General features: G+C 72.3%; 14 protein-coding genes. 8 read left to right on the top strand and 6 right to left on the bottom strand.

Annotated features, from left to right (window positions below; genetic code table 11):
* Positions 1-173: 173 nt before the first annotated feature.
* Complete coding sequence (locus AB0H83_RS14085) at positions 174-938, bottom strand: hypothetical protein (RefSeq protein WP_360092197.1); 765 nt, start codon at positions 936-938, stop codon at positions 174-176.
* A 138-nt stretch (positions 939-1076) separates the two neighbouring features.
* Here AB0H83_RS14085 and nhaA point away from each other — a divergent pair, with 138 nt between their 5' ends.
* From nhaA to AB0H83_RS14070, 3 genes are all read left to right on the top strand, one after another.
* On the top strand, positions 1077-2270 hold the full coding sequence (gene nhaA, locus AB0H83_RS14080) for a Na+/H+ antiporter NhaA (protein ID WP_360092194.1): 1194 nt from the start codon (positions 1077-1079) through the stop codon (positions 2268-2270).
* 230 nt (positions 2271-2500) lie between these two features.
* A complete protein-coding gene (locus tag AB0H83_RS14075; RefSeq protein WP_360092191.1) occupies positions 2501-3463 on the top strand; it encodes a sodium:calcium antiporter in 963 nt (320 codons plus the stop codon).
* 34 nt (positions 3464-3497) lie between these two features.
* The gene (locus tag AB0H83_RS14070; protein ID WP_360092188.1) at positions 3498-3863 is read left to right on the top strand and encodes an STAS domain-containing protein; all 366 of its coding nucleotides are present in this window, start codon (positions 3498-3500) and stop codon (positions 3861-3863) included.
* 7 nt (positions 3864-3870) lie between these two features.
* Here the strand turns inward: AB0H83_RS14070 and AB0H83_RS14065 are convergent, their stop codons facing one another.
* From AB0H83_RS14065 to AB0H83_RS14055, 3 genes are all read right to left on the bottom strand, one after another.
* Positions 3871-4653, bottom strand: a complete 783-nt coding sequence (locus AB0H83_RS14065; protein WP_360092185.1) for a hypothetical protein — start codon at positions 4651-4653, stop codon at positions 3871-3873.
* Between the two features lie 284 nt (positions 4654-4937).
* Positions 4938-5597: a hypothetical protein gene (locus AB0H83_RS14060; RefSeq protein ID WP_360092182.1), complete on the bottom strand. Its 660-nt coding sequence runs from the start codon at positions 5595-5597 to the stop codon at positions 4938-4940.
* Between the two features lie 122 nt (positions 5598-5719).
* On the bottom strand, positions 5720-7006 hold the full coding sequence (locus tag AB0H83_RS14055; protein ID WP_360092179.1) for a citrate synthase: 1287 nt from the start codon (positions 7004-7006) through the stop codon (positions 5720-5722).
* A gap of 269 nt (positions 7007-7275) precedes the next feature.
* On the opposite strand from AB0H83_RS14055, the gene AB0H83_RS14050 reads away from it, so the two are divergent.
* Both AB0H83_RS14050 and AB0H83_RS14045 read left to right on the top strand, forming a co-directional pair.
* Positions 7276-7749 carry a hypothetical protein gene (locus tag AB0H83_RS14050; RefSeq protein WP_360092176.1) on the top strand — a complete coding sequence of 158 codons (474 nt, stop codon included), beginning with the start codon at positions 7276-7278 and terminating at the stop codon, positions 7747-7749.
* Entirely contained in the window at positions 7746-8432 is a 687-nt protein-coding gene (locus AB0H83_RS14045; protein WP_360092173.1) for a class F sortase, read from the top strand. The genes AB0H83_RS14050 and AB0H83_RS14045 overlap by 4 nt, the downstream gene beginning before the upstream one ends.
* Here the strand turns inward: AB0H83_RS14045 and AB0H83_RS14040 are convergent.
* On the bottom strand, positions 8401-9699 hold the full coding sequence (locus AB0H83_RS14040) for a hypothetical protein (RefSeq protein ID WP_360092170.1): 1299 nt from the start codon (positions 9697-9699) through the stop codon (positions 8401-8403). The two genes, AB0H83_RS14045 and AB0H83_RS14040, sit on opposite strands and share 32 nt — an antisense overlap.
* Before the next feature lie 115 nt (positions 9700-9814).
* Here AB0H83_RS14040 and ung point away from each other — a divergent pair, with 115 nt between their 5' ends.
* Together ung and AB0H83_RS14030 are read left to right on the top strand one after the other, a co-directional pair.
* Positions 9815-10489 carry a uracil-DNA glycosylase gene (ung, locus tag AB0H83_RS14035; RefSeq protein ID WP_360092167.1) on the top strand — a complete coding sequence of 225 codons (675 nt, stop codon included), beginning with the start codon at positions 9815-9817 and terminating at the stop codon, positions 10487-10489.
* Positions 10490-10496: 7 nt separating this feature from the next.
* Complete coding sequence (locus AB0H83_RS14030) at positions 10497-11861, top strand: DUF5931 domain-containing protein (protein ID WP_360092164.1); 1365 nt, start codon at positions 10497-10499, stop codon at positions 11859-11861.
* Between the two features lie 1346 nt (positions 11862-13207).
* On the opposite strand, the gene AB0H83_RS14025 is transcribed toward AB0H83_RS14030, so the two are convergent.
* A complete protein-coding gene (locus AB0H83_RS14025; RefSeq protein WP_360092161.1) occupies positions 13208-15865 on the bottom strand; it encodes a glucosidase in 2658 nt (885 codons plus the stop codon).
* A gap of 147 nt (positions 15866-16012) precedes the next feature.
* On the opposite strand from AB0H83_RS14025, the gene AB0H83_RS14020 reads away from it, so the two are divergent.
* The gene (locus AB0H83_RS14020) at positions 16013-17938 is read left to right on the top strand and encodes an amylo-alpha-1,6-glucosidase (protein ID WP_360092158.1); all 1926 of its coding nucleotides are present in this window, start codon (positions 16013-16015) and stop codon (positions 17936-17938) included.
* The last annotated feature ends 205 nt before the right edge of the window (positions 17939-18143 follow it).

The raw sequence follows: 18143 nt of genomic DNA, 5'->3' as shown, positions 1-18143 counted from the left end.
CCCGGCGCCGCCTCCAACGCCACCAGATCCCGGTCCAACTGGTCCAGGTTCTCGTGCGACTCCACGAGAAACTCCTGAACGATGTCACCCAAGTCGTCGCTCACTGCCACGCTCCCCTTCTCCGACGGCACAATCGACCGTGGCAGGGGGAATCTGAGCAAACCGGTCAGGCGTCAGCGGGAGCTGGTGCGCTTGAGCTCCAGGGTGAGGTCGGGGCCCGAGAGGCTCATCGCGACGCTGCCGCAGTTGAACTTGCGCGGCGGGATCTCGCGCGCCTGCAGCGGGGCGGTGTAGACCTGCTTGCCGTCGCGGTAGAGCGTCTCGGTGCCCTGCGCGCGCGGGTTGCTGTAGATCACCTGCCCGTTCTCGACGCGGTAGGTGTACATCGCGAACCCGGTGTACACGAACTCGTGGCGGGTGGATCCGATGGTCCCGTACAGGCGGACACCCGATCCGTGGTCGAAGGTGACCCGGCCGGTCTCGCTGTAGCGCTGGTAGGTGCCGCTGCCGTGGACGGGGAACGCGCCGGTGTTCGGGACGGTCACCGTCTCGTCGTGGCGCTCCTCGAACCACACCCCGACGATGCAGGTGTCCGCCGACGGTGCGGGGCTGGCCGACGGGCCCGCGGACTGCTCTGCCGGGCCGCTCGGCGCCGCGGAGCCGGTGGCCGTGGCGGCGGGATCGCTGCCGGCGCCGCTCGTGGTGGCCGCGCCGGGGGCGTCCTGCGCGGTGCCGGCCGGCTCGTCGCCGCCGGTCGCCGCGTAGACGATGACCGCGCCGATGAGCAGCACCGCGACGACGGCGAAGATGATCCCGGGAATCAGCAGCGGGTTACGCTGGGGCCGAGGCGGCCCCACGGGTGCCCCGACGAACTGCCTGCAGCGCAGGCAGAGCCCCTGCGCATCGACGCCGACCGCGCCGCATCTCGGACACCGCACCCGGACACGGTACCGTCCCGGCCGCCTCCGGGACAGTCCACAGTGGAGCGACGCCCCGATGGAGTACCATTCGCCGCAGGTGCGCCGGGAAGCCTGGTCGGCAGGACAGGATGATTCTGCCTGCTGGAAGGGCCCGGGATGGCACGCGGCACGACGCGCCGGATCGACATGCTGCTGGAGTTCCTCCGCCTGGAGACGACCGGTGGCCGCCTGCTACTGCTCGCCACCGCGGTCGCGCTGCTGTGGGCCAACCTGCCCGGTGGCACGTATGAGGCGTTCTGGTCGCTGAGCCCGCCGCCGTCGGCGCTGCTGGACGCGCTGCACCTGGACCTGCCGCTGGCCGTCTGGGCCACCGACGGGCTGCTCACCATCTTCTTCTTCGTCGCCGGCCTGGAGGTCAAGCGCGAGCTGACGGTCGGTGAGCTCGCCGGGTGGCGGGCCGCGGCCCTGCCGGCGGTCGCGGCGCTCGGCGGGATGGTGGTACCGGCGCTGGTCATGATCGCGGTGTCCGGCGGCGCGGCCGCGCACGGTGGGGCGTGGGCGATCCCGGTCGCCACCGACATCGCGTTCGCGCTCGGTGTCCTGGCCCTGGCCGGCTCGACGTTGCCGTCGGGGGTGCGCGTGCTGCTGCTGTCCCTCGCCGTCATCGATGATCTCGGTGCGATCGCGCTCGTCGGGGTGCTGTTCGCGCACGACCTGCGGTTGTTGTGGCTCGCCGGCGGTCTGCTGCTGTGTCTCGGGTACGGGCTGCTGCACCGCCTGCGCTGGACGCCCGTGTGGCTGGTCGCGCCGGTCGCCGTCGGCGCGTGGGCGTGCGTCCACGCCGGTGGGGTGCACGCGACCGTGGCGGGGATCGTGCTGGGGCTGCTGACGCCGGTACGTACCAGGGATGGCGAGGACGAGTCGGCCTGCGACCGCCTCCTGCACCGCCTGCATCCGGTGTCCGCCGGGGTGGTGGTGCCGATCTTCGCGCTCGCCGCGGCCGGGATCCCGCTCGCCGCGGCCGGTGACGCGCTGGGCGACCCGATCGCGCAGGGTGCCGCCGCCGGGCTGCTGCTGGGCAAGCCCGCCGGCATCATGCTCGGCGCGTGGCTGGCGGTGCGGGTGCGGCTCGGCGCGCTGCCGACGGAGGTCCGCTGGGGTGACGTGCTGCCGGTAGCGGTGCTCGGCGGGGTCGGTTACACGGTGAGCCTGCTGATCGTCGGGCTGTCGGTGCCGGGCGCGGCCGCCGACGCGGCTGCGGCGGCGGTGTTGTGCGCGTCGGTCGTCGCGGCGGTCGTGGCGACGGTCATGGTCCGCTGGCGGGGCCGGACGAGGACGTCGCCAGCGTGAGCACCTGGTGCGCCCGGTGGCGCGGTGCGCGGCAGGTCCGGACATGGTGAGACCGGCATCCACGGGGGAAGACGCCGGTCTCGTTGAAAACGATAAGGCTCGACGCGCCTTTGCGCCACCCGTGCGCGGGGTCAATCGGACGGAATCTGCCGCCGGTCCGCGGACCCGCCGCGGACGTGACAGGGGGCGGTATCGTGCTGGCTCTGTCGTGGTGTTGATCTAGGAGACTGATGTCGACGCTGCTCGTCGTCGGGCTCGGGCTGCTCGGGCTGGCGCTGCTGACCGTGGGCGCCGACCAGGCGATCATCGGTGCCAGCCGGCTCGCGACGCTGCTGCGGGTGGCGCCGGTCATCGTCGGGGTCGTGGTGATCGGCCTGGGCACCAGCACCCCGGAGTTCGTGGTGTCGGGCACCGCGGCGGTGCGCGACAACGCTGGCCTGGCGCTGGGCAACCTCGTCGGCTCCAACATCCTGAACGTGACCCTGGTCCTGGGGGTCGTCGCGGTCGTGTCGCCGGTGATGGTGCGCTCGTCGGTGCCGGTGCGGGAGGCGCCGCTGATGGCCGCGGCGGTCGCGGTGTTCGGCGCGTTCGCCCTGGTCGGGCTGAAGTTCGTAGCCGGGCTGCTGCTGGCGGTGCTCAGTGTCGGGGCGCTCGTGCTGCTGGTGCGCCTGTCGCGGGTACAGGACGGCGATCCGCTGCCCGACGACGTCGCCGCGTTCGTCTCGGCGCAGCGGCAGCGGCGCTGGTGGGTGGAGGCCGCGCGGACCGTGGTGGGGCTGGCCGCGACCCTCGGCGGGGCGCAGCTGCTGGTCACGAACGCGGTCACGCTCGCGCACCGGTGGGGCGTCAGCGACGAGGTGATCGGGTTCACGCTCGTCGCGTTCGGCACGTCACTGCCGGAGCTGATGACGTCGGTGCAGGCGCAGCGGCGCGGCGAGGGCGATCTCCTGGTCGGCAACCTGCTGGGCAGCAACATCTTCAACAGCCTCATCGGCGGCGCGGTCGTCGGTCTGGCCGCGGGCCGCTCGACGATTGCGCCGTTCGGCTTCGCCGTGGTGACCGCGATGGTGGCCGCCGGTGTCCTGGCCTGGCTGCTGCTGTGGCGGGGCAGCCGGATCACCCGCCCGGAAGCTTGCGTCCTGCTGGCCGCGTACGCGTGTGTCCTGCCACTGCTCATCTCGGCGAACCCGTGAGTTTCCGGTTCCGCTGACTGGGTACGCGACTCGAATGGGCGACGCGATGGTCCGGACGACCCGTTCCGGAGATGCACTGGTGGTGGAAGTGTTGGGGCCCCTGGAAGCCGCGACGGTCGGGGCGCTGCGGTCGGTGGTGCTCGACACGATCGACGCCCAGCGACCGGCGGTGCTCACCGTCGACCTGCGGCGGGTCCCGTTCATGGACTCGATCGGCATCGGCACGCTGGTCGCGATCAACAACAAGACCCGCGACGTCGGCGGCCGGATGGACGTGCGCAGCCCGTCACCGTTCGTACACCGGCTGCTGCAGGTCACCGGGCTGACGGAGCTGTTCGGCCTGCCCGACCTGCCGGTCGACGCGCCGGTGTCGGGCGCCGGCATGATCCTGCCGCAGTAGCTCCCGCTCAGTAACGGTCGACCACGACGCTGGAGACGCCGGCGGCGTTGTCGATCTCGTACCGGTCCGCCGCGGCGGTGTCCCCTCCTTGGAACGCGGCCCCGCCGGCGACCCCGTCGTGGCGGGCGCCGTCGATGGTGACGCTGCCGGCGCCGCCGCCGGCGACGACCCGGACCGGCCGGTCCTGCGGCAGGTGGATCCGGAAGGTGCCGGCGCCGCCGCTCATCCGCACCGGGACCGCGCCCTTCGCGGCGGGCAGGCTGAGCTCGATGCTCGAGACGCCGCCGATGTACTCCACACCGCCGATCTCGCGCAGCCCGCGCAGGTCGGCGGTGTTGCTCGTGGAGCCGGCGGTGAACCGTACGGTCCAGCGCACGTCCCGGTTGAGCTCGATGGCGACGGCACCCCTGTCGGGCGCGCCGTTGCCGGTGTCGCTGAGCTGGACGCCGATGCGGCCGTCGAGGTCGGTGACGCCGGGGACGGTCCGGCCGTCGCCGGGGGTGCGGACGCGGTACAGCGTGTCGCCCAGGTCCGCGGCAGTGACCGTGACGGCGGTGACGCCGCTGAGCAGCTCCAGGGTCGCCGCGTCGCGGCCGGCGACGGGCGCGGTGACGGTGTGGGACGCGCCGGCGGTGGATGCGTGCCGGGCCCGCCACACGGCGACGGTCACCGCGGCGATCACGAGGACGGCCAGCAGGATGATGCCGCCGACGAGCAGGACGGTGCGCGGGGGCGGACCGGCGGCGGCGTGTGCGGGGGCCGTGGCGCGCGGGCGGGCGATGGTCACCATGTCGATGTGGTCTCCGCGGGCTCGGCCATCGAAACGCGTCGTGGTGCGTCGACCGGCGCGGGGCTCAAGACCGGGGCCGCCGCCACGGGGGAAGCGGCGGCCCCGGCGTCCTTGGGTTGCAACGCAATGTACTCCCAACGTGAGCCACTGCACAGCCCCCAATCCGTGCCGTCTTACCGGCCGTTTCCCGGCTGTCGCGGAACCGTCCAATGTAGAACGTAAGGCCGACGTAACCGCACAGATTCGCACACCTTCGGGCGTGCGACGGGGTGCCGGGACAGGCTTCAGCGAAGGGCCGCGGCGCGGCGGCCGGCCTCGGCCGGCGTCAGCAGCTCACCGTCCAGGACGACGGCCCAGAAGGCGCTGAGCGGGATCCGCTCGAACAGCGGCGAGCCGAGCCCGTCGAACACGTCCTCCGGGGCCAGCTTCAGCGACGTGGTCACAACGATCGTGGGGATGCTCTGGGCGAGCGCGAGCGTGCCCTTGATGTTCAGCACGCGGGTGGGGCTGAACGCGTCCGCGCCGGCCAGGCCCGTCACCGGCTGGAGCCCTTCGGTGCCGGGTGCGTCGACGGTGCCCGCGGGCAGCTGCGCGGCGACGGCCTTGACCAGGGCGCTGCTGGGGGCGGTGCGGGCCCAGCCGCCGCGCTGGTGCAGCAGCCGGGTCGCGGTGGCGACGCTCGCCTCGACGTCACGGTCGAGCTGCTCCCGGATCGCGCGCAGTGCCGGGCCGGGGTCGTCGCTGTTCGCGGCGCGGGCGATGTGCCACATCGACGCGTACCCGGGCAGCAGCCCCGGTAACGGCGCGACGACCTCACGCAGCGTGACGGGATCATGGACGAACTCTGCCAGGCCGTCGAGCACCTGCCGGGCCACCCCGGTCGCTCCGGACGTCCGGTCCTGCACAGCCGCGGTGAGTAGCGGCGACAACGTTGGCGCGCTCATGAAAACCGGTCTCCCCTGTCGAAAAACGGACAACGACCCCAGATGGACCTCATGTATGAGACAGCCGGGGTCGATCTCCGTCAAGGTACAAACGAGCTAGAACCGGTTGGCGCAGCGGGTCTTTACCGACCAGCAATCGGCGCGTAATCCCGTGCGCCGTAACCGATATACACCTGACGCGGGCGGCCGATCTTGGTCTCCGGGTCGTTGATCATCTCGCGCCACTGGGCGATCCAGCCGGGCAGCCGGCCCAGCGCGAAGAGGACGGTGAACATGGTGGTCGGGAAGCCCATCGCCTTGTAGATGAGGCCCGTGTAGAAGTCGACGTTCGGGTACAGCTTGCGGGAGACGAAGTACTCGTCGGAGAGCGCGATCTCCTCCAGCTGCATCGCCAGGTCGAGCAGCGGGTCGGGCTTGGCCATCCGGCCGAGGACCTCCTGGGCGGCCTTCTTCACCAGCGCGGCCCGCGGGTCGTAGTTCTTGTACACACGGTGACCGAAGCCCATCAGGCGGGTGCTGGAGTCCTTCTTGTCCTTCACCTTGCTGACAAACTTGGCGACGTCGCCGCCGTCGTTGTGGATCAGCTGCAGCATCTCCAGGACCGCCTGGTTGGCGCCGCCGTGCAGCGGGCCGAACAGCGCGTTGACGCCGGCGGAGACGGAGGCGAACAGGTTGGCCTGGCTGGAGCCGACCAGCCGGACCGTGGAGGTCGAACAGTTCTGCTCATGGTCGGCGTGCAGCAGCAGGAGCATGTCGAGGACCTTGACCGCGACCGGGTCGATCTCGTACGGGGTCGCCGGCACGCCGAACGTCATGCGCAGGAAGTTCTCGACATACCCGAGCGAGTTGTCCGGGTACAGCATCGGCTGGCCGATCGCCTTCTTGTAGGCGTACGACGCGATCGTCGGTACCTTCGCCATCAGCCGGATCGTGGAGATCTCGACGTGCTCCTGGTCGAACGGGTTGAGGCTGTCCTGGTAGAAGGTCGACAGCGCGCTGACCGCGGACGACAGCACCGCCATCGGGTGGGCGTCGCGCGGGAAGCCGTCGAAGAAGCGGCGCATCTCCTCGTGCAGCAGCGTGTGGTGCTGGATACGTCCGGTGAACTCCTCCAACTGGGCCGGCGTCGGCAGCTCGCCGTGGATCAGCAGGTAGGAGCTCTCCAGGAACGTGGAGCGCTCGGCGAGCTGCTCGATCGGGTAGCCGCGGTAGCGCAGGATGCCCGCGTCGCCGTCGATGTACGTGATCGACGATACGCACGAGGCGGTGTTGACGAAGCCGGTGTCGAGTGTGACCTGGCCGGTTTCCTTGAGCAGTTTGCCGATCTCGAGACCGGCGGGCCCTTCCGTCGCCTTGCGTGCCGGCAGGTCGAGCTCGCCGTCCGGGTATGTGATCTTGTACTCACTCATGCGCGTCGTTCCCGTCTCGTCCCGCAGTCCGGCTTCTGGCCGCGGCCGCCATTGCCCGCGACCGGCGCTTATGGCGCCGGAGCGCAGGATTTCAGATGCGCCGGCCGGTCCGCCAGGCGGGGCGCTCACGTGCGATATTTCCAACTCGTTACCTCATCGTCGCACCGGGCGAAGTGCGGGACCAACTTTCGGCGGCGGCAGTCCGCCTCCGGTGCGCTCGCCCGCGCCGGGTGTTCGGGGATCACCCGGGGCCGGCGACCAATGGGAGCATGCGAAGAATCCTGCTCTCCGGCGCCACGCTCGCCGGCACGGCGGCCGCGCTCGCGCTGCCCGGCGCCGCGTCGGCGGAGGGCGCCGGCACGGTCAGCCCGGAGACGGTCCGGCCGGGCGGCCGGGTCACGTTCAGCACCGTGTGCGCCGAGGGCGTGAAGTCCGCCGAGGTCGCCGGTGCCACGCTCGGGCTGTCCGCCCGCATCCCGATGGAGCCCGGCAAGGCCTCCGGCACGTTCTCCGTCGGGGTCGACGTCCCGGCGACGGTCACCGCCGGGACGTACAGCGTCAGCATCGACTGCGGGGACGGCAGCTCATCGGTGGTCAGGCTGGTGGTCTCACCGACCGGCGGCGTGCCGACCGGCGGCGGCTCGACCGCGCAGGGACCCAACCGAACGCTCATGGCCGCCGGCGGTGGCCTGCTGCTGCTCGGCGCGGCCGGCGCCCTGGCGCTGCGCCGCCGCTCGGTGTGACCGGCGGCGGCCACGCGGCGGGCCGGCACGCGTGGCGCCGGCCGCGGCACCTGCTGGTGCGCGCCAACGGCACGTGGCGGGGCGGGACCGTGATCGGCGTCATCACCCTCGCCGTCACGGGCGTCTCGCTCATCGGCGCCGGCTACGGCACGCCCGGACCTCCGCCGGTCGTGGAGTCCAGCGGCACCGCCGGGATGTCCGGCACCGCGCCGCAGGCGCCGGCCTCGACCCCGGTGCGGCTGAGCATCGACGCGATCGGCGTCGAGGCCCCCGTGGAGCGGGTCGACGTCGACCGGGACGGCATCCTCGTCCCGCCGTCGCTGCGGGAGCCTTCCCAGGTCGGCTGGTACCAGCGCGGCCCGACACCGGGTGAGGCCGGCAACGCGGTCATCGTCGGGCACGTCGACACCGTCGGTCGCGGCCCGGCCGTGTTCTACCTGCTCGGCCGGCTCAAACCGGGTGACGGGATCGGGGTGACCCGGCGCGACGGCTCGACGGTCACGTTCCAGGTCGACGGCGTGCGCCTGTACCCGAAACGGGCGTTCCCGGCGAGCCTGGTCTACGGCCCGGCGGAGCGCTCCCAGCTGCGGCTGATCACCTGCGGCGGCACCTTCGACCGTGCCACCAGCACGTACTCGGGCAACACCGTGGTCACCGCGACGATGGTGACGTGGCGGCCGTGAGCTGGTCGAGGGTGACGGCGTGGATGCGGCCGGCGGGCACCGAGCGCTGCATCAGCATGTTGCGCATGACCCCGACCGCGAACGGCGTGCCGCACACGTAGACGTCGTGCGAGGTCCACTCGGCGAAGTCGACGACCACCTGCGCCAGCGACCCGCCCAGGTACGGGTGCGACGGCCCCCTCGCCACGACCGGGTGCACGGTGGCGTGGGCGCACCGGGCGGCGTGGGCGCGCAGGGACTCCAGGTCGTACAGGTCGTCGCGGGTGGACACGCCCCAGAACAGGTGGACGACCCGTTCGTCCTGCCGCGCGGCCAGCTCGTCCAGCAGCGCCTTGACCGGCGCGACGTGCACGTCCTCGGCGACGATGAGGATCGCCCGGCCGTGCTGCTCGATGACGAACTCGCCCTCGGCCCGGTGCAGCCGCACCGCGTCGCCGGCCCGGGTGCCGTGCACCAGCGCGCCGGTGGCGTCGTCGCTGGGTGCGGCCTGGACGTGCAGCTCGAGGCGGTTGTCGCCGGCCGGCGGGGCGGAGATCCAGCAGGGCCGCCACGCGCCGGGCACCATCGGGTGCTCGACGACCGCGCGCTGGCCGGCACGGGCCGGGTACGGCAGGTCGGTGGCGAGCCGCAGCACCGCCACGTCGTCGCGGCGCTGGTCGTGGGCGACCACGGTGGCCGTCCAGAACGGGGTCTCGTCCTGCTGCAGCAGCTTGCCCTGGCGCAGCCAGCCGATCACGAACCGCCAGCCGTCGCGCCACGTACCGGCGTCGTCGTCGCCGAACTGGTCGCCCGACGTCTCGCGGACGGCCTCCAGCAGTGCCTCGCCGAACAGGTCCAGCTGCCGGCTGCGCGGGCCCATCAGCGCGTCGAGCGCCGGTGCCAGCTGGGCGAACTGCGGCACGACCGCGCTCGGCTGGTCGAAGTGCTCCAGCAGCCACCCGAACCCGCGCTCGGCCGCCGCAGGGTCGGCCGCGATCGCGCTGTGCAGGACGGTGCGCTGCTCCGGGGGCACCTCCGCGAGCCGCGCCACAACCGCGCGCACGTCGCGCAGGCTGTCGCGCAGGCGCCGCTGCAACTGCGTCAGATAGCCCTGATCGCCGGGTTTCGGCCCGTCGGCGGGGCCGTCCTGTGCAAGACTGTCCTTCGGCTGATCTTGTTGGCGCCGGGGCCTGGGCTGCTGGGCTGTCTGATCCAACTGGGCCTGCCGCCACGCCCAGAGCACCGTCAACGGTTCACCGCCCGGCCCGACCGGTCCTACCTGCGCCACGCCTCCAGTCTCCCGGGTTCAGCGCGGCAATGTTGCCAATTCCGACATACCCCGCGTTTTGCGCGCCGCTTCCCGGGCTCGGGAAATGTCGTACCTCTTTCGTAGAGTGCGGTGCATGTCGTTGGATTTGCTCGAGCTGCTCCCCGCCGGCTGGCGGGACCTGATGAAACCGCACCTGGATCTCGAGATCGTGCACAAGCTCGAGGCGTTCGTGGAGGCGGAGTATGCGGCCGGCCCGGTCTATCCCCCGCTGCCGGACCTGTTCACCGCGTTCCGGCTCTGCTCGCCGGACGACGCCAGGGTGCTGATCCTCGGCCAGGATCCCTACTTCAAGGAGGGCCAGGCGCACGGGCTGAGCTTCTCGGTGCGCCCCGGCGTGTCGATCCCGCCGTCGCTGCGCAACGTCTACAAGGAGCTGCGCGACGACCTCGGCGTCACCCCGCCGGCCAACGGTGACCTGACCGGCTGGGCGAGCGACGGCGTCCTGCTGCTCAACGCGGTGCTCACCGTCCGCGCCGGCAAGGCCGCCTCCCACGCCAACAAGGGCTGGGAGCACTTCACCGACGCCGCGATCGCCGCGCTCAACGCGATGCCCCGCCGGGTCGTGTTCGTCCTGTGGGGCAGCTATGCCCGCAAGAAGGCCGTCCTGGTCACCAACCCGCAGCACAAGATCGTCGAGGCGGGCCACCCCAGCCCCATGAACCCCGCCGGTTTCCTGGGCTCCAAGCCCTTCAGCCAGACCGACGCCGCCCTGGTGGAGGCCGGCCTGCCCCCGGTCCGCTGGGTCTGAGCCCGCCATGAAGGCCCTCGAGGGACCCCTGTGGCGGGCGCTGCTGGTCTTCCGCATCGCCGCGCTCGGCTACGCGGCGGTGCTGATGGTCGGCAACTTCCGCAACTACCACTGGCCCCTCGGCGGCTGGCTGATCCTGTCCGTGATGGCCGCCTGGACGGTGGTGAGCAGCCTGGCCTATGCGCGCCCCGAGCGCCGTGACTGGCCGCTGCTCACCGCCGACCTCGCGGTCACCGCCGGCTGCCTGCTCTCCACCCGCTGGATCGTCGCGCCTGAGGGCCTCGGCCTCGGCGCACCGACCCTGCCGATGGCGTGGGTGGCGAGCCCGGTTGTCGCCTGGGCCATCTCCGGCGGCCGCCGCCGCGGCGCGATCGCCGCCCTGCTGATGAGCGGCGCCGACGTGGTCGTCCGCAACGGCTTCTCCCAGGCCACCGTCAACGGCCCGGTCCTCATGCTCCTGGCCGGCGTCGGCATCGGCCACATCGCCCGCCTCGCCATCGACGCCGAGGCCCGCCTGCAGCGCGCCGTCGAGCTGGAGGCCGCCACCCGCGAGCGCGAGCGCCTGGCCCGCGGCATCCACGACTCCGTTCTGCAGGTCCTCGCCCTGCTCCAGCGCCGCGGCGCCGAGTTGGGCGGCGAGGCTGCCGAGCTGGGCCGCCTCGCCGGCGAGCAGGAGGCCACGCTGCGGACGCTGGTCACCTCCAGCGGCCCGGCGCCGGCGTCTGCGAGACGGCATCCGTCCCCGGCCGCGGCGCCCGCACGGGGGCGCCGGACGTTCCGCCTGCCGGCCAGCCTGTCCCGGGTGCCGTCCGGGCCGCTGTCCAGCGGGTCGTCCGCTGGTGCGGTCGCTGGTTCGGCTGTTGGGCCGGCCACCAGCGCTGCCCGCGCCGCCACCTCGGGCGGCTCGTCTGCTCGCCGCGCCGCGACCCGCAGCACCCGCGGCGACTCGGCGCGTGGGGTGTCCTTCGCGGCGGACGAGCAGCCCGACCTCGTCGACCTGCGCTCCCTGCTCAGCCACCACAGCGGGACCGGCGTCAGCGTCGCCGCCCCGGCCGGCGAGGTCCTGCTGCCGGCCCCGGTGGCCGCCGAGGTCGCGGCCGCCGTGGCTACCGCCCTCGACAACGTCCACCTCCACGCCGGGCCCGGCGCCAAGGCCTGGCTCCTGGTCGAGGAGCTCGACGACACCGTCACCGTCACCGTCCGCGACAACGGCCGCGGCATCCCCGAGGGCCGCCTCACCGAGGCCGAGCAGGCCGGCCGCCTCGGCCTGGCCCAGTCCATCCGCGGCCGCATCCGCGACCTCGGCGGCACGACCACCATCACCAGCAGCCCCACCACGGGCACCGAGATCGAGCTGCACATCCCCCGCTGACACGGCCGCCGCCGGCCGCCCCGCCGGCCGCCCCGCCGGCCGCCCCGCACGGGCCGCCGCACGGGCCGCTGGTCACGCTCGGCGAGAGCACGGCCGGCGCCGGCGGCATTGACGGCAGCTCGACGCATGGCTCTGACCAGCCATTTCGGGCGGCACAACCGGTCGTTTCGATGACCTGGCCCAGGCGCAGCGGGTGGCGGCGGAGGTCAGACCACGAGCCCCTGCGCGAGCCTGCGTCAAGGACGGTCATTGTCGACCGGTTCGACCCACACACGACTTGGCGGTCCGAGGCGGAGCCTCCCTGGTGCTGTGACCACTGACGTTCACCGGGTTGGTGGTGTTGTGGTTCCTCACCGCACGAACGACTCCCTGCCGTGGTGGGGCGGGGCCTCAGCCGGCTGACGGACCCTTGCCGCCGTCTCTGCCCTGTGCACGGTCGCGCTGCCGTCTGATGCGGTGGTGGTGTGGTGGGGGTCGGCGTACGACAGAAGACCCGGCCAACGTCACTGGCGCGGCACGAGCTTCGGTGCGGCTGGCGCCGGGGCCGGCCCGGGGGCTCCGCCCCGGAGTCCTCGATGCTCGTTGCTGCTCGCACTGCCTGCGCCGGCGCGCGGCAGCCTCACACGTGCGGCATCCGGCGGTCGCCGCCGCACCAGCCGGACCACCGCCATGATCCAAGTCGCATCCGGGCTACCTGGACGACCACGACACGACTTCGATCAACCGGACAAGATCAACCGGGCGAGATCACAAGTGGACCGGTCGCGACCAGCACGGGATCGGCCACCCGGCGCGGCACCCGACGCCAGGCAATGCCACACCGGTGAGCGACCGGCGCGCGGCAGCCTTAACGCCCGCCGACATCCGGCGGTCGCCGCCCCACCAGCCGCCGCGCCGGGCCACCGTGGTGATCCAAGTCGCGGCCCGGTCGCCTGGACGACCACGGCGCGACTTCGATCAAGCGGGCAAGATCATAAGCGGGCCGGTCGCGGCCGCGACGGAGGCCGACCACTCGCCGCGACCCCTCGGCGCGGCACCCGACGCCAGGCAATGCCACACCGGTGAGCGACCGGCGCGCGGCAGCCTTAACGCCCGCCGACATCCGGCGGTCGCCGCCCCACCAGCCGCCGCGCCGGGCCACCCTGGTGATCCAAGTCGCGGCCCGGTCGCCTGGACGACCACGGCGCGACTTCGATCAAGCGGGCAAGATCACAAGTGGGGCGGTTGCGGGTGCGAGTACGGCGTCTTCCGCGGCGAGTGGCTGGTGATGCCTTCGTTCGCCTGGGGACCGGCCGGCGACGGCGTTTGCCGTTGTCCAGCCGGTGCCTGGTCGTCCGCGGGGGTGGTCAGTAGTCGGCGGGGCGGGGGTGGGGTGGGGCGTGCAGGTTCAGGATCAGGTCGATGACCAGGGCCGTCCAGCCCGTCTGATGCGCCGCGCCCAGGCCGGCGCCCGTGTCGCCGTGGAAGTACTCGTAGAAGAGCAGCAGGTCGTGCCAGGCGGGGTCGTTCTGGAAGAGGGGGGCGTCGCCGAAGACGGGGCGGCGGCCGGTGTCGTCGTTGCGGAACAGGTTGACCAGGCGGCGGGACAGGTCGTCGGCGACGGTGCCGAGGGTGGCCATGTTGCCGCTGCCGGCCGGGTACTCGACCTGCAGGTCGTCGCCGAAGAACTCGGAGAAGCGGCGGACCGCCTCGATCAGGATGTAGTTGACGGGGAACCAGATGGGGCCGCGCCAGTTGGAGTTGCCGCCGAAGAGGCCGCTGGTGGACTCGCCGGGCTCGTAGCCGACGGTGTAGTCCGCCTCGCCGACGTGAACGGTGAAGGGGTCGTCGCGGTGGGCGCGGGAGAGGGTGCGCAGGCCGTACGGGGAGAGGAACTCCTCCTCGTCGAGCATGCGCTGCAGGATGCGGATGAGCTGGTCGGGGCCGACCATCGACAGCAGGCGCAGCTGCTGGCCGCCGCGGCTCTTCTTCGCGCCGACCACGTCGCCGTACTCGGGCTTGTTGGTGAGGAACCAGCGCAGGCGGGCGGCGACGTCGGGCAGGCGGCGCAGCGTGGAGGAGCTGATGATGGTGGTGGCGGTGAGCGGCAGCAGGCCGACCACGGAGCGGACCTTCAACGGGATGCGCTGGCCGTCGGCGGTGCGCAGCACGTCGTAGAAGAAGGCCTCCTCCTCGTCCCAGAGGCCGAACTCGTAGGCGGCGTCGGCGATGTACGCGAAATGCTCGAGGAACTTGGCAGCGATGTCCTCGTACACCCGGTCGTGCACCGCGAGCGTGAGGGACATGTCGAGCAGGTTGAGGGCGTACATGGCCATCCACGCCGTGCCGTCGGACTGCTCGAGGCGGCCGCCGACCGGCAGCGCCGCCGAGCGGTCGAAGGGGCCGACGTTGTCCAGGCCGAGGAAGCCGCCCTCGAAGACGTTGTTGCCCTCGGCGTCCTTGCGGTTGACCCACCAGGTGAAGTTGAGCAGCAGCTTGTGCAGCACGCGGGCGAGGAAGTCGAAGTCCTTGGAGCCGTCGATGGCGAACACCCGCAGCGCGGCCCACGCGTGCACCGGCGGGTTCACGTCGCCGAAGGCCCACTCGTAGGCGGGAATCTGGCCGTTGGGGTGCATGTACCACTCCCGCAGGAGCAGCAGCAGCTGGTCCTTGGCGAACCCGGGGTCGACGCGCGCGATGGCCACGCAGTGGAAGGCGAGGTCCCAGGCGGCGTACCACGGATATTCCCACGGGTCGGGCATGGACAGCACGTCGCAGCTGTTCATGTGCCACCAGTGGCTGTTGCGCCCGTGGCGGCGGCTGTCCGGCGGGGGCTCGGAGACGGGGTCGCCCTCCAGCCAGCGGGCCACGTCGAAGTGGAAGAACTGCTTGCCCCACATGAGGCCGGCGACGCCCTGCCGGACGATCATCGCCTCCTCGGGGGTGGCGGTCGGCGGGACGAGCGAGGCGAAGTAGGCGTCGGCCTCCGCGGACCGCCGCGACATGGTGGTCTCGAAGTCGGTGCGCAGGTCGGCGGGGGCGAGGTCCTTGGCGCCCGGGGCGTTGAGGTTCAGCCGGAGCCGGATCTCGCGGGTGCCGCCGGCGGGCACGGTGATGACGTAGTGCAGCGCGGCCTTGGTGCCGACGAGGTCAGGGTTGACCGTGTCCTTGCCGTGCAGGATGTGGTCGTTGATGCCGTCCTTGGGGAACCTGCGGCCGGGCTTGCCCCAGATGCGGTCGCCGTTGGTCTCGTTGTTGCAGAACAGCGGGCGGGGCGTGCCGTCGCCGGTCAGCGCGAGGCGGCCGAGGAGCCGGTGCTCGGCGAGCAGCCCGTTGTCCTTGGCACGGATCTCGGGCTCGTAGTCGCGGCCGGGCAGCCCCCACGCCCACGTGTTGCGGAACCACAGGGTCGGCAGCACGTGCAGGCTGGCCGGCTCGGGGCCCATGTTCTGGATGGTGATGCGCATGCACATGTCGGTCGGGCCGGCCTTGGCGTAGTCGACCTCGACGGCCCAGTAGCGGTCCTCGTCGAAGACGCCGGTGTCGACCAGCTCGTACTCAGGCTCGTCGCGGCCGCGGCGGCAGTTCTCGGCGACCAGGTCGTCGTAGGGGAACGCCTGCTGCGGGTAGTGGTAGCGCCACTTCATCCACGAGTGGGTGGGGGTGGAGTCCAGGTACCACCAGTAGTCCTTGACGTCCTCGCCGTGGTTGCCGAGGTCGCCGCCGAGGCCGAACATCCGCTCCTTGAGGATCGGGTCCTTGCCGTTCCACAGGGCGAGGGCGAAGCAGAACGTCTGGCGGTCGTCGCAGATGCCCGCCATCCCGTCCTCGTTCCAGCGGTACGTGCGGGAACGGGCCTGGTCGTGCGGGAAGTGGTCCCAGGCCGTGCCGTAGGGGCTGTAGTCCTCACGGACCGTGCCCCAGGCGCGCTCGGACAGGTAGGGCCCCCAGCCCCGCCATGGGCGCTCCCCGCTGTCGGCCTCGGCCAGCCGGCGACGTTCAGCGTTCCCATCGTCCTCGATCACGAAGTCATTCTCCGTCGCAGATGTTTCGCTCAAGTTGAGCAGGTCTCGTCCTGGCCTGATGTCGCTTTTGTCGGCCCACCCAATCTTGCCTTGATCAATAATCTTGTCGCGAGTCGCTCGCGCCCTGCCACCCTTGCCACCAAGATTGTGCCCATGGTGGTGTTCGGTGCGCAGGTATGCGGTGATTTGTCGGCCGGAGCGGCGCGTGAGTGGCTCGTCACGGACGGTATCGGCGGTTATGCGATGGGCACCGTCTCCGGGCTGCGAACGCGCAGGTACCACGGCCTGCTGGTGGTCGCCGAGCCCGGGCAGCCGGCCCGCCGGCACCTGGGCCTCGCCGCCCTCGACCCGGTTCTGACCCTGCCGTCCGGCGCGACTGTGTCCCTCGCCACGCACGAGTGGGGCGGCGGCGTGGTGAGCCCGGAGGGCCACACGCTCCTGGAGCGGTTCGAGCTCGTCGACGGGCTGCCGCGGTGGCGGTGGCGGATCGGGCCCGTCGTGGTGGAGCGCACCGTCGCGATGGTCCACGGCAGCTCGCATGTCGGCATCGTGCACCGTCTCATCAGCGCGCCCGGCGAGGTGACGCTGACCCTGAAGGCACTCGTCACGTGGCGCGACGCGCACGCCGAGCGGGGCGCCTCCGGCCCGCCGCCCGCGGTGGACGCCGTGGCCGGTGGCGCCGTCGTCGAACGGGCGTTCCGGCTGCACGGGCCGTCCTGGCGGCCAGGCGGCGAGTGGTACCGCGGCGCCCATGCCCGCGAGGAGGCGGCCCGCGGGCTGAACGCGTCGGAGGACCTCTGGTTCGCCGGGGAGTTCAGCGCGCCGCTGCGCACCGGCGAGGCGCTCGAGGTCGAGGCGTGGGCCGGGGACGGCGAGGCCCGCGGCGCGCAGCGCGTCGTCGACCGGGCGAGGGACCGGGCCCGGGCATTGACGCACGACGCCTGCGATGCGGTGGACGCGGCACTGGTACTGGCGGCGGACGCGTTCGTCGTGGCGGGCGCGCAGGGGGCGCCGGACGTGGTGGCCGGCTACCCGTGGTTCGGCACCTGGGCGCGCGACACCATGATCAGCTACGAGGGGTTGTTCCTGGCGACCGGCTGGTGCGACGAGGGCCGCGAGCTGCTGCGCGCCTACGCCGCGACGCTGTCGGAGGGGATGCTCGCCAACACCGCCGACACCGGGCAGACGGAGTACAACACCGTCGACGGCACGCTGTGGTTCCTGCACGCCGTCGAGCGGCACGTCACCGCCACGGACGACGAGGACCTGGCCGCGGCGGTCCTGCCGGGGCTGGAGCAGGTCGTCGCCGCGCACGTCGCCGGCACCCGGTACGGCATCCGCGTCGATCCCGCCGACGGCCTCGTCACGCAGGGCGCCCCGGGCGTCGCGCTCACCTGGATGGACGCCCGGGTCGACGGGATCCCCGTCACACCGCGGGTCGGCAAGCCGGTCGAGGTCAACGCGCTGTGGGTCAACGGCCTCGCCGCCGTCGCCCGGCTCAAGGAGCGCCTCGGCGGCGACGCGGCCGGGCTGCACCGGCTCCGCGAGCGGGCCGCGGCGAGCTTCGCGGCGCGCTTCCGCCTGTCGCCGGCCGCAACCGGCGGGCAGGACGCGCCCGGCCTGTACGACGTGGTCGACGGCCCCGACGGCGACGACCCGGCGACCCGGCCCAACCAGCTGCTGGCGTGGAGCCTGCCGCACGGCCCGCTGCGCGGCACCCCCGTACCGGAGCGGCTGTTTTCCCTGTTCACACCGCTTGGGCCGCGGTCGCTCGCGGTGGACGACCCGGCGTTCACCGGCGCCCACCGCGGGTCGCCGGGCGAGCGGGACCGGGCCTACCACCAGGGCACGGTGTGGCCCTGGCTGACCGGTCCGTACGCCGACGCGCTGCGGCACAGCCAGCCGACGGATCACCGCGCGTTGCTGGCCGGCATCGAGGCGCATCTGTGGGAGTGGGGGGTGGGCTCGGTCAGCGAGACCGCGGACGGGCACGCCCCGCATCGGGCCACCGGCTGCCCGTTCCAGGCGTGGTCCGTCGCGGAGACCCTGCGGATCCGGCGGATTGTCGGCTGACCTTTACACCCAAGAAATGAGATTTGCCTCCCCGGTAACCCTCGCCCGGCAGGATGAGTCTCAAGCCCACCCATCTCGTCACACGTGAGTCTGATTTGCGTGTGTCAGCGTTGGCGCGCGTGGGTACCAGGGCGGGCGTTTTGATCAACAACTCGACTGTGGGGGCGGCCACGTGGACCAGAACATCGGAAGTGCGGCGACACCG

Source organism: Dactylosporangium sp. NPDC050688 (assembly GCF_040654515.1).
In the GTDB taxonomy this organism is placed as follows: Bacteria; Actinomycetota; Actinomycetes; order Mycobacteriales; family Micromonosporaceae; genus Dactylosporangium.
Note: the sequence above shows the minus strand (reverse complement) of the source record. Positions and strands in the feature narration are given on the sequence as shown.

Coding starts and splice junctions, on each gene's coding strand:
- nhaA (WP_360092194.1), top strand. CDS start 1,077: ATGGCACGCGGCACGACGCGCCGGATCGACATGCTGCTGGAGTTCCTC.
- AB0H83_RS14075 (WP_360092191.1), top strand. CDS start 2,501: ATGTCGACGCTGCTCGTCGTCGGGCTCGGGCTGCTCGGGCTGGCGCTG.
- AB0H83_RS14070 (WP_360092188.1), top strand. CDS start 3,498: ATGGGCGACGCGATGGTCCGGACGACCCGTTCCGGAGATGCACTGGTG.
- AB0H83_RS14065 (WP_360092185.1), bottom strand. CDS start 4,653: ATGGTGACCATCGCCCGCCCGCGCGCCACGGCCCCCGCACACGCCGCC.
- AB0H83_RS14060 (WP_360092182.1), bottom strand. CDS start 5,597: ATGAGCGCGCCAACGTTGTCGCCGCTACTCACCGCGGCTGTGCAGGAC.
- AB0H83_RS14055 (WP_360092179.1), bottom strand. CDS start 7,006: ATGAGTGAGTACAAGATCACATACCCGGACGGCGAGCTCGACCTGCCG.
- AB0H83_RS14050 (WP_360092176.1), top strand. CDS start 7,276: ATGCGAAGAATCCTGCTCTCCGGCGCCACGCTCGCCGGCACGGCGGCC.
- ung (WP_360092167.1), top strand. CDS start 9,815: ATGTCGTTGGATTTGCTCGAGCTGCTCCCCGCCGGCTGGCGGGACCTG.
- AB0H83_RS14030 (WP_360092164.1), top strand. CDS start 10,497: ATGAAGGCCCTCGAGGGACCCCTGTGGCGGGCGCTGCTGGTCTTCCGC.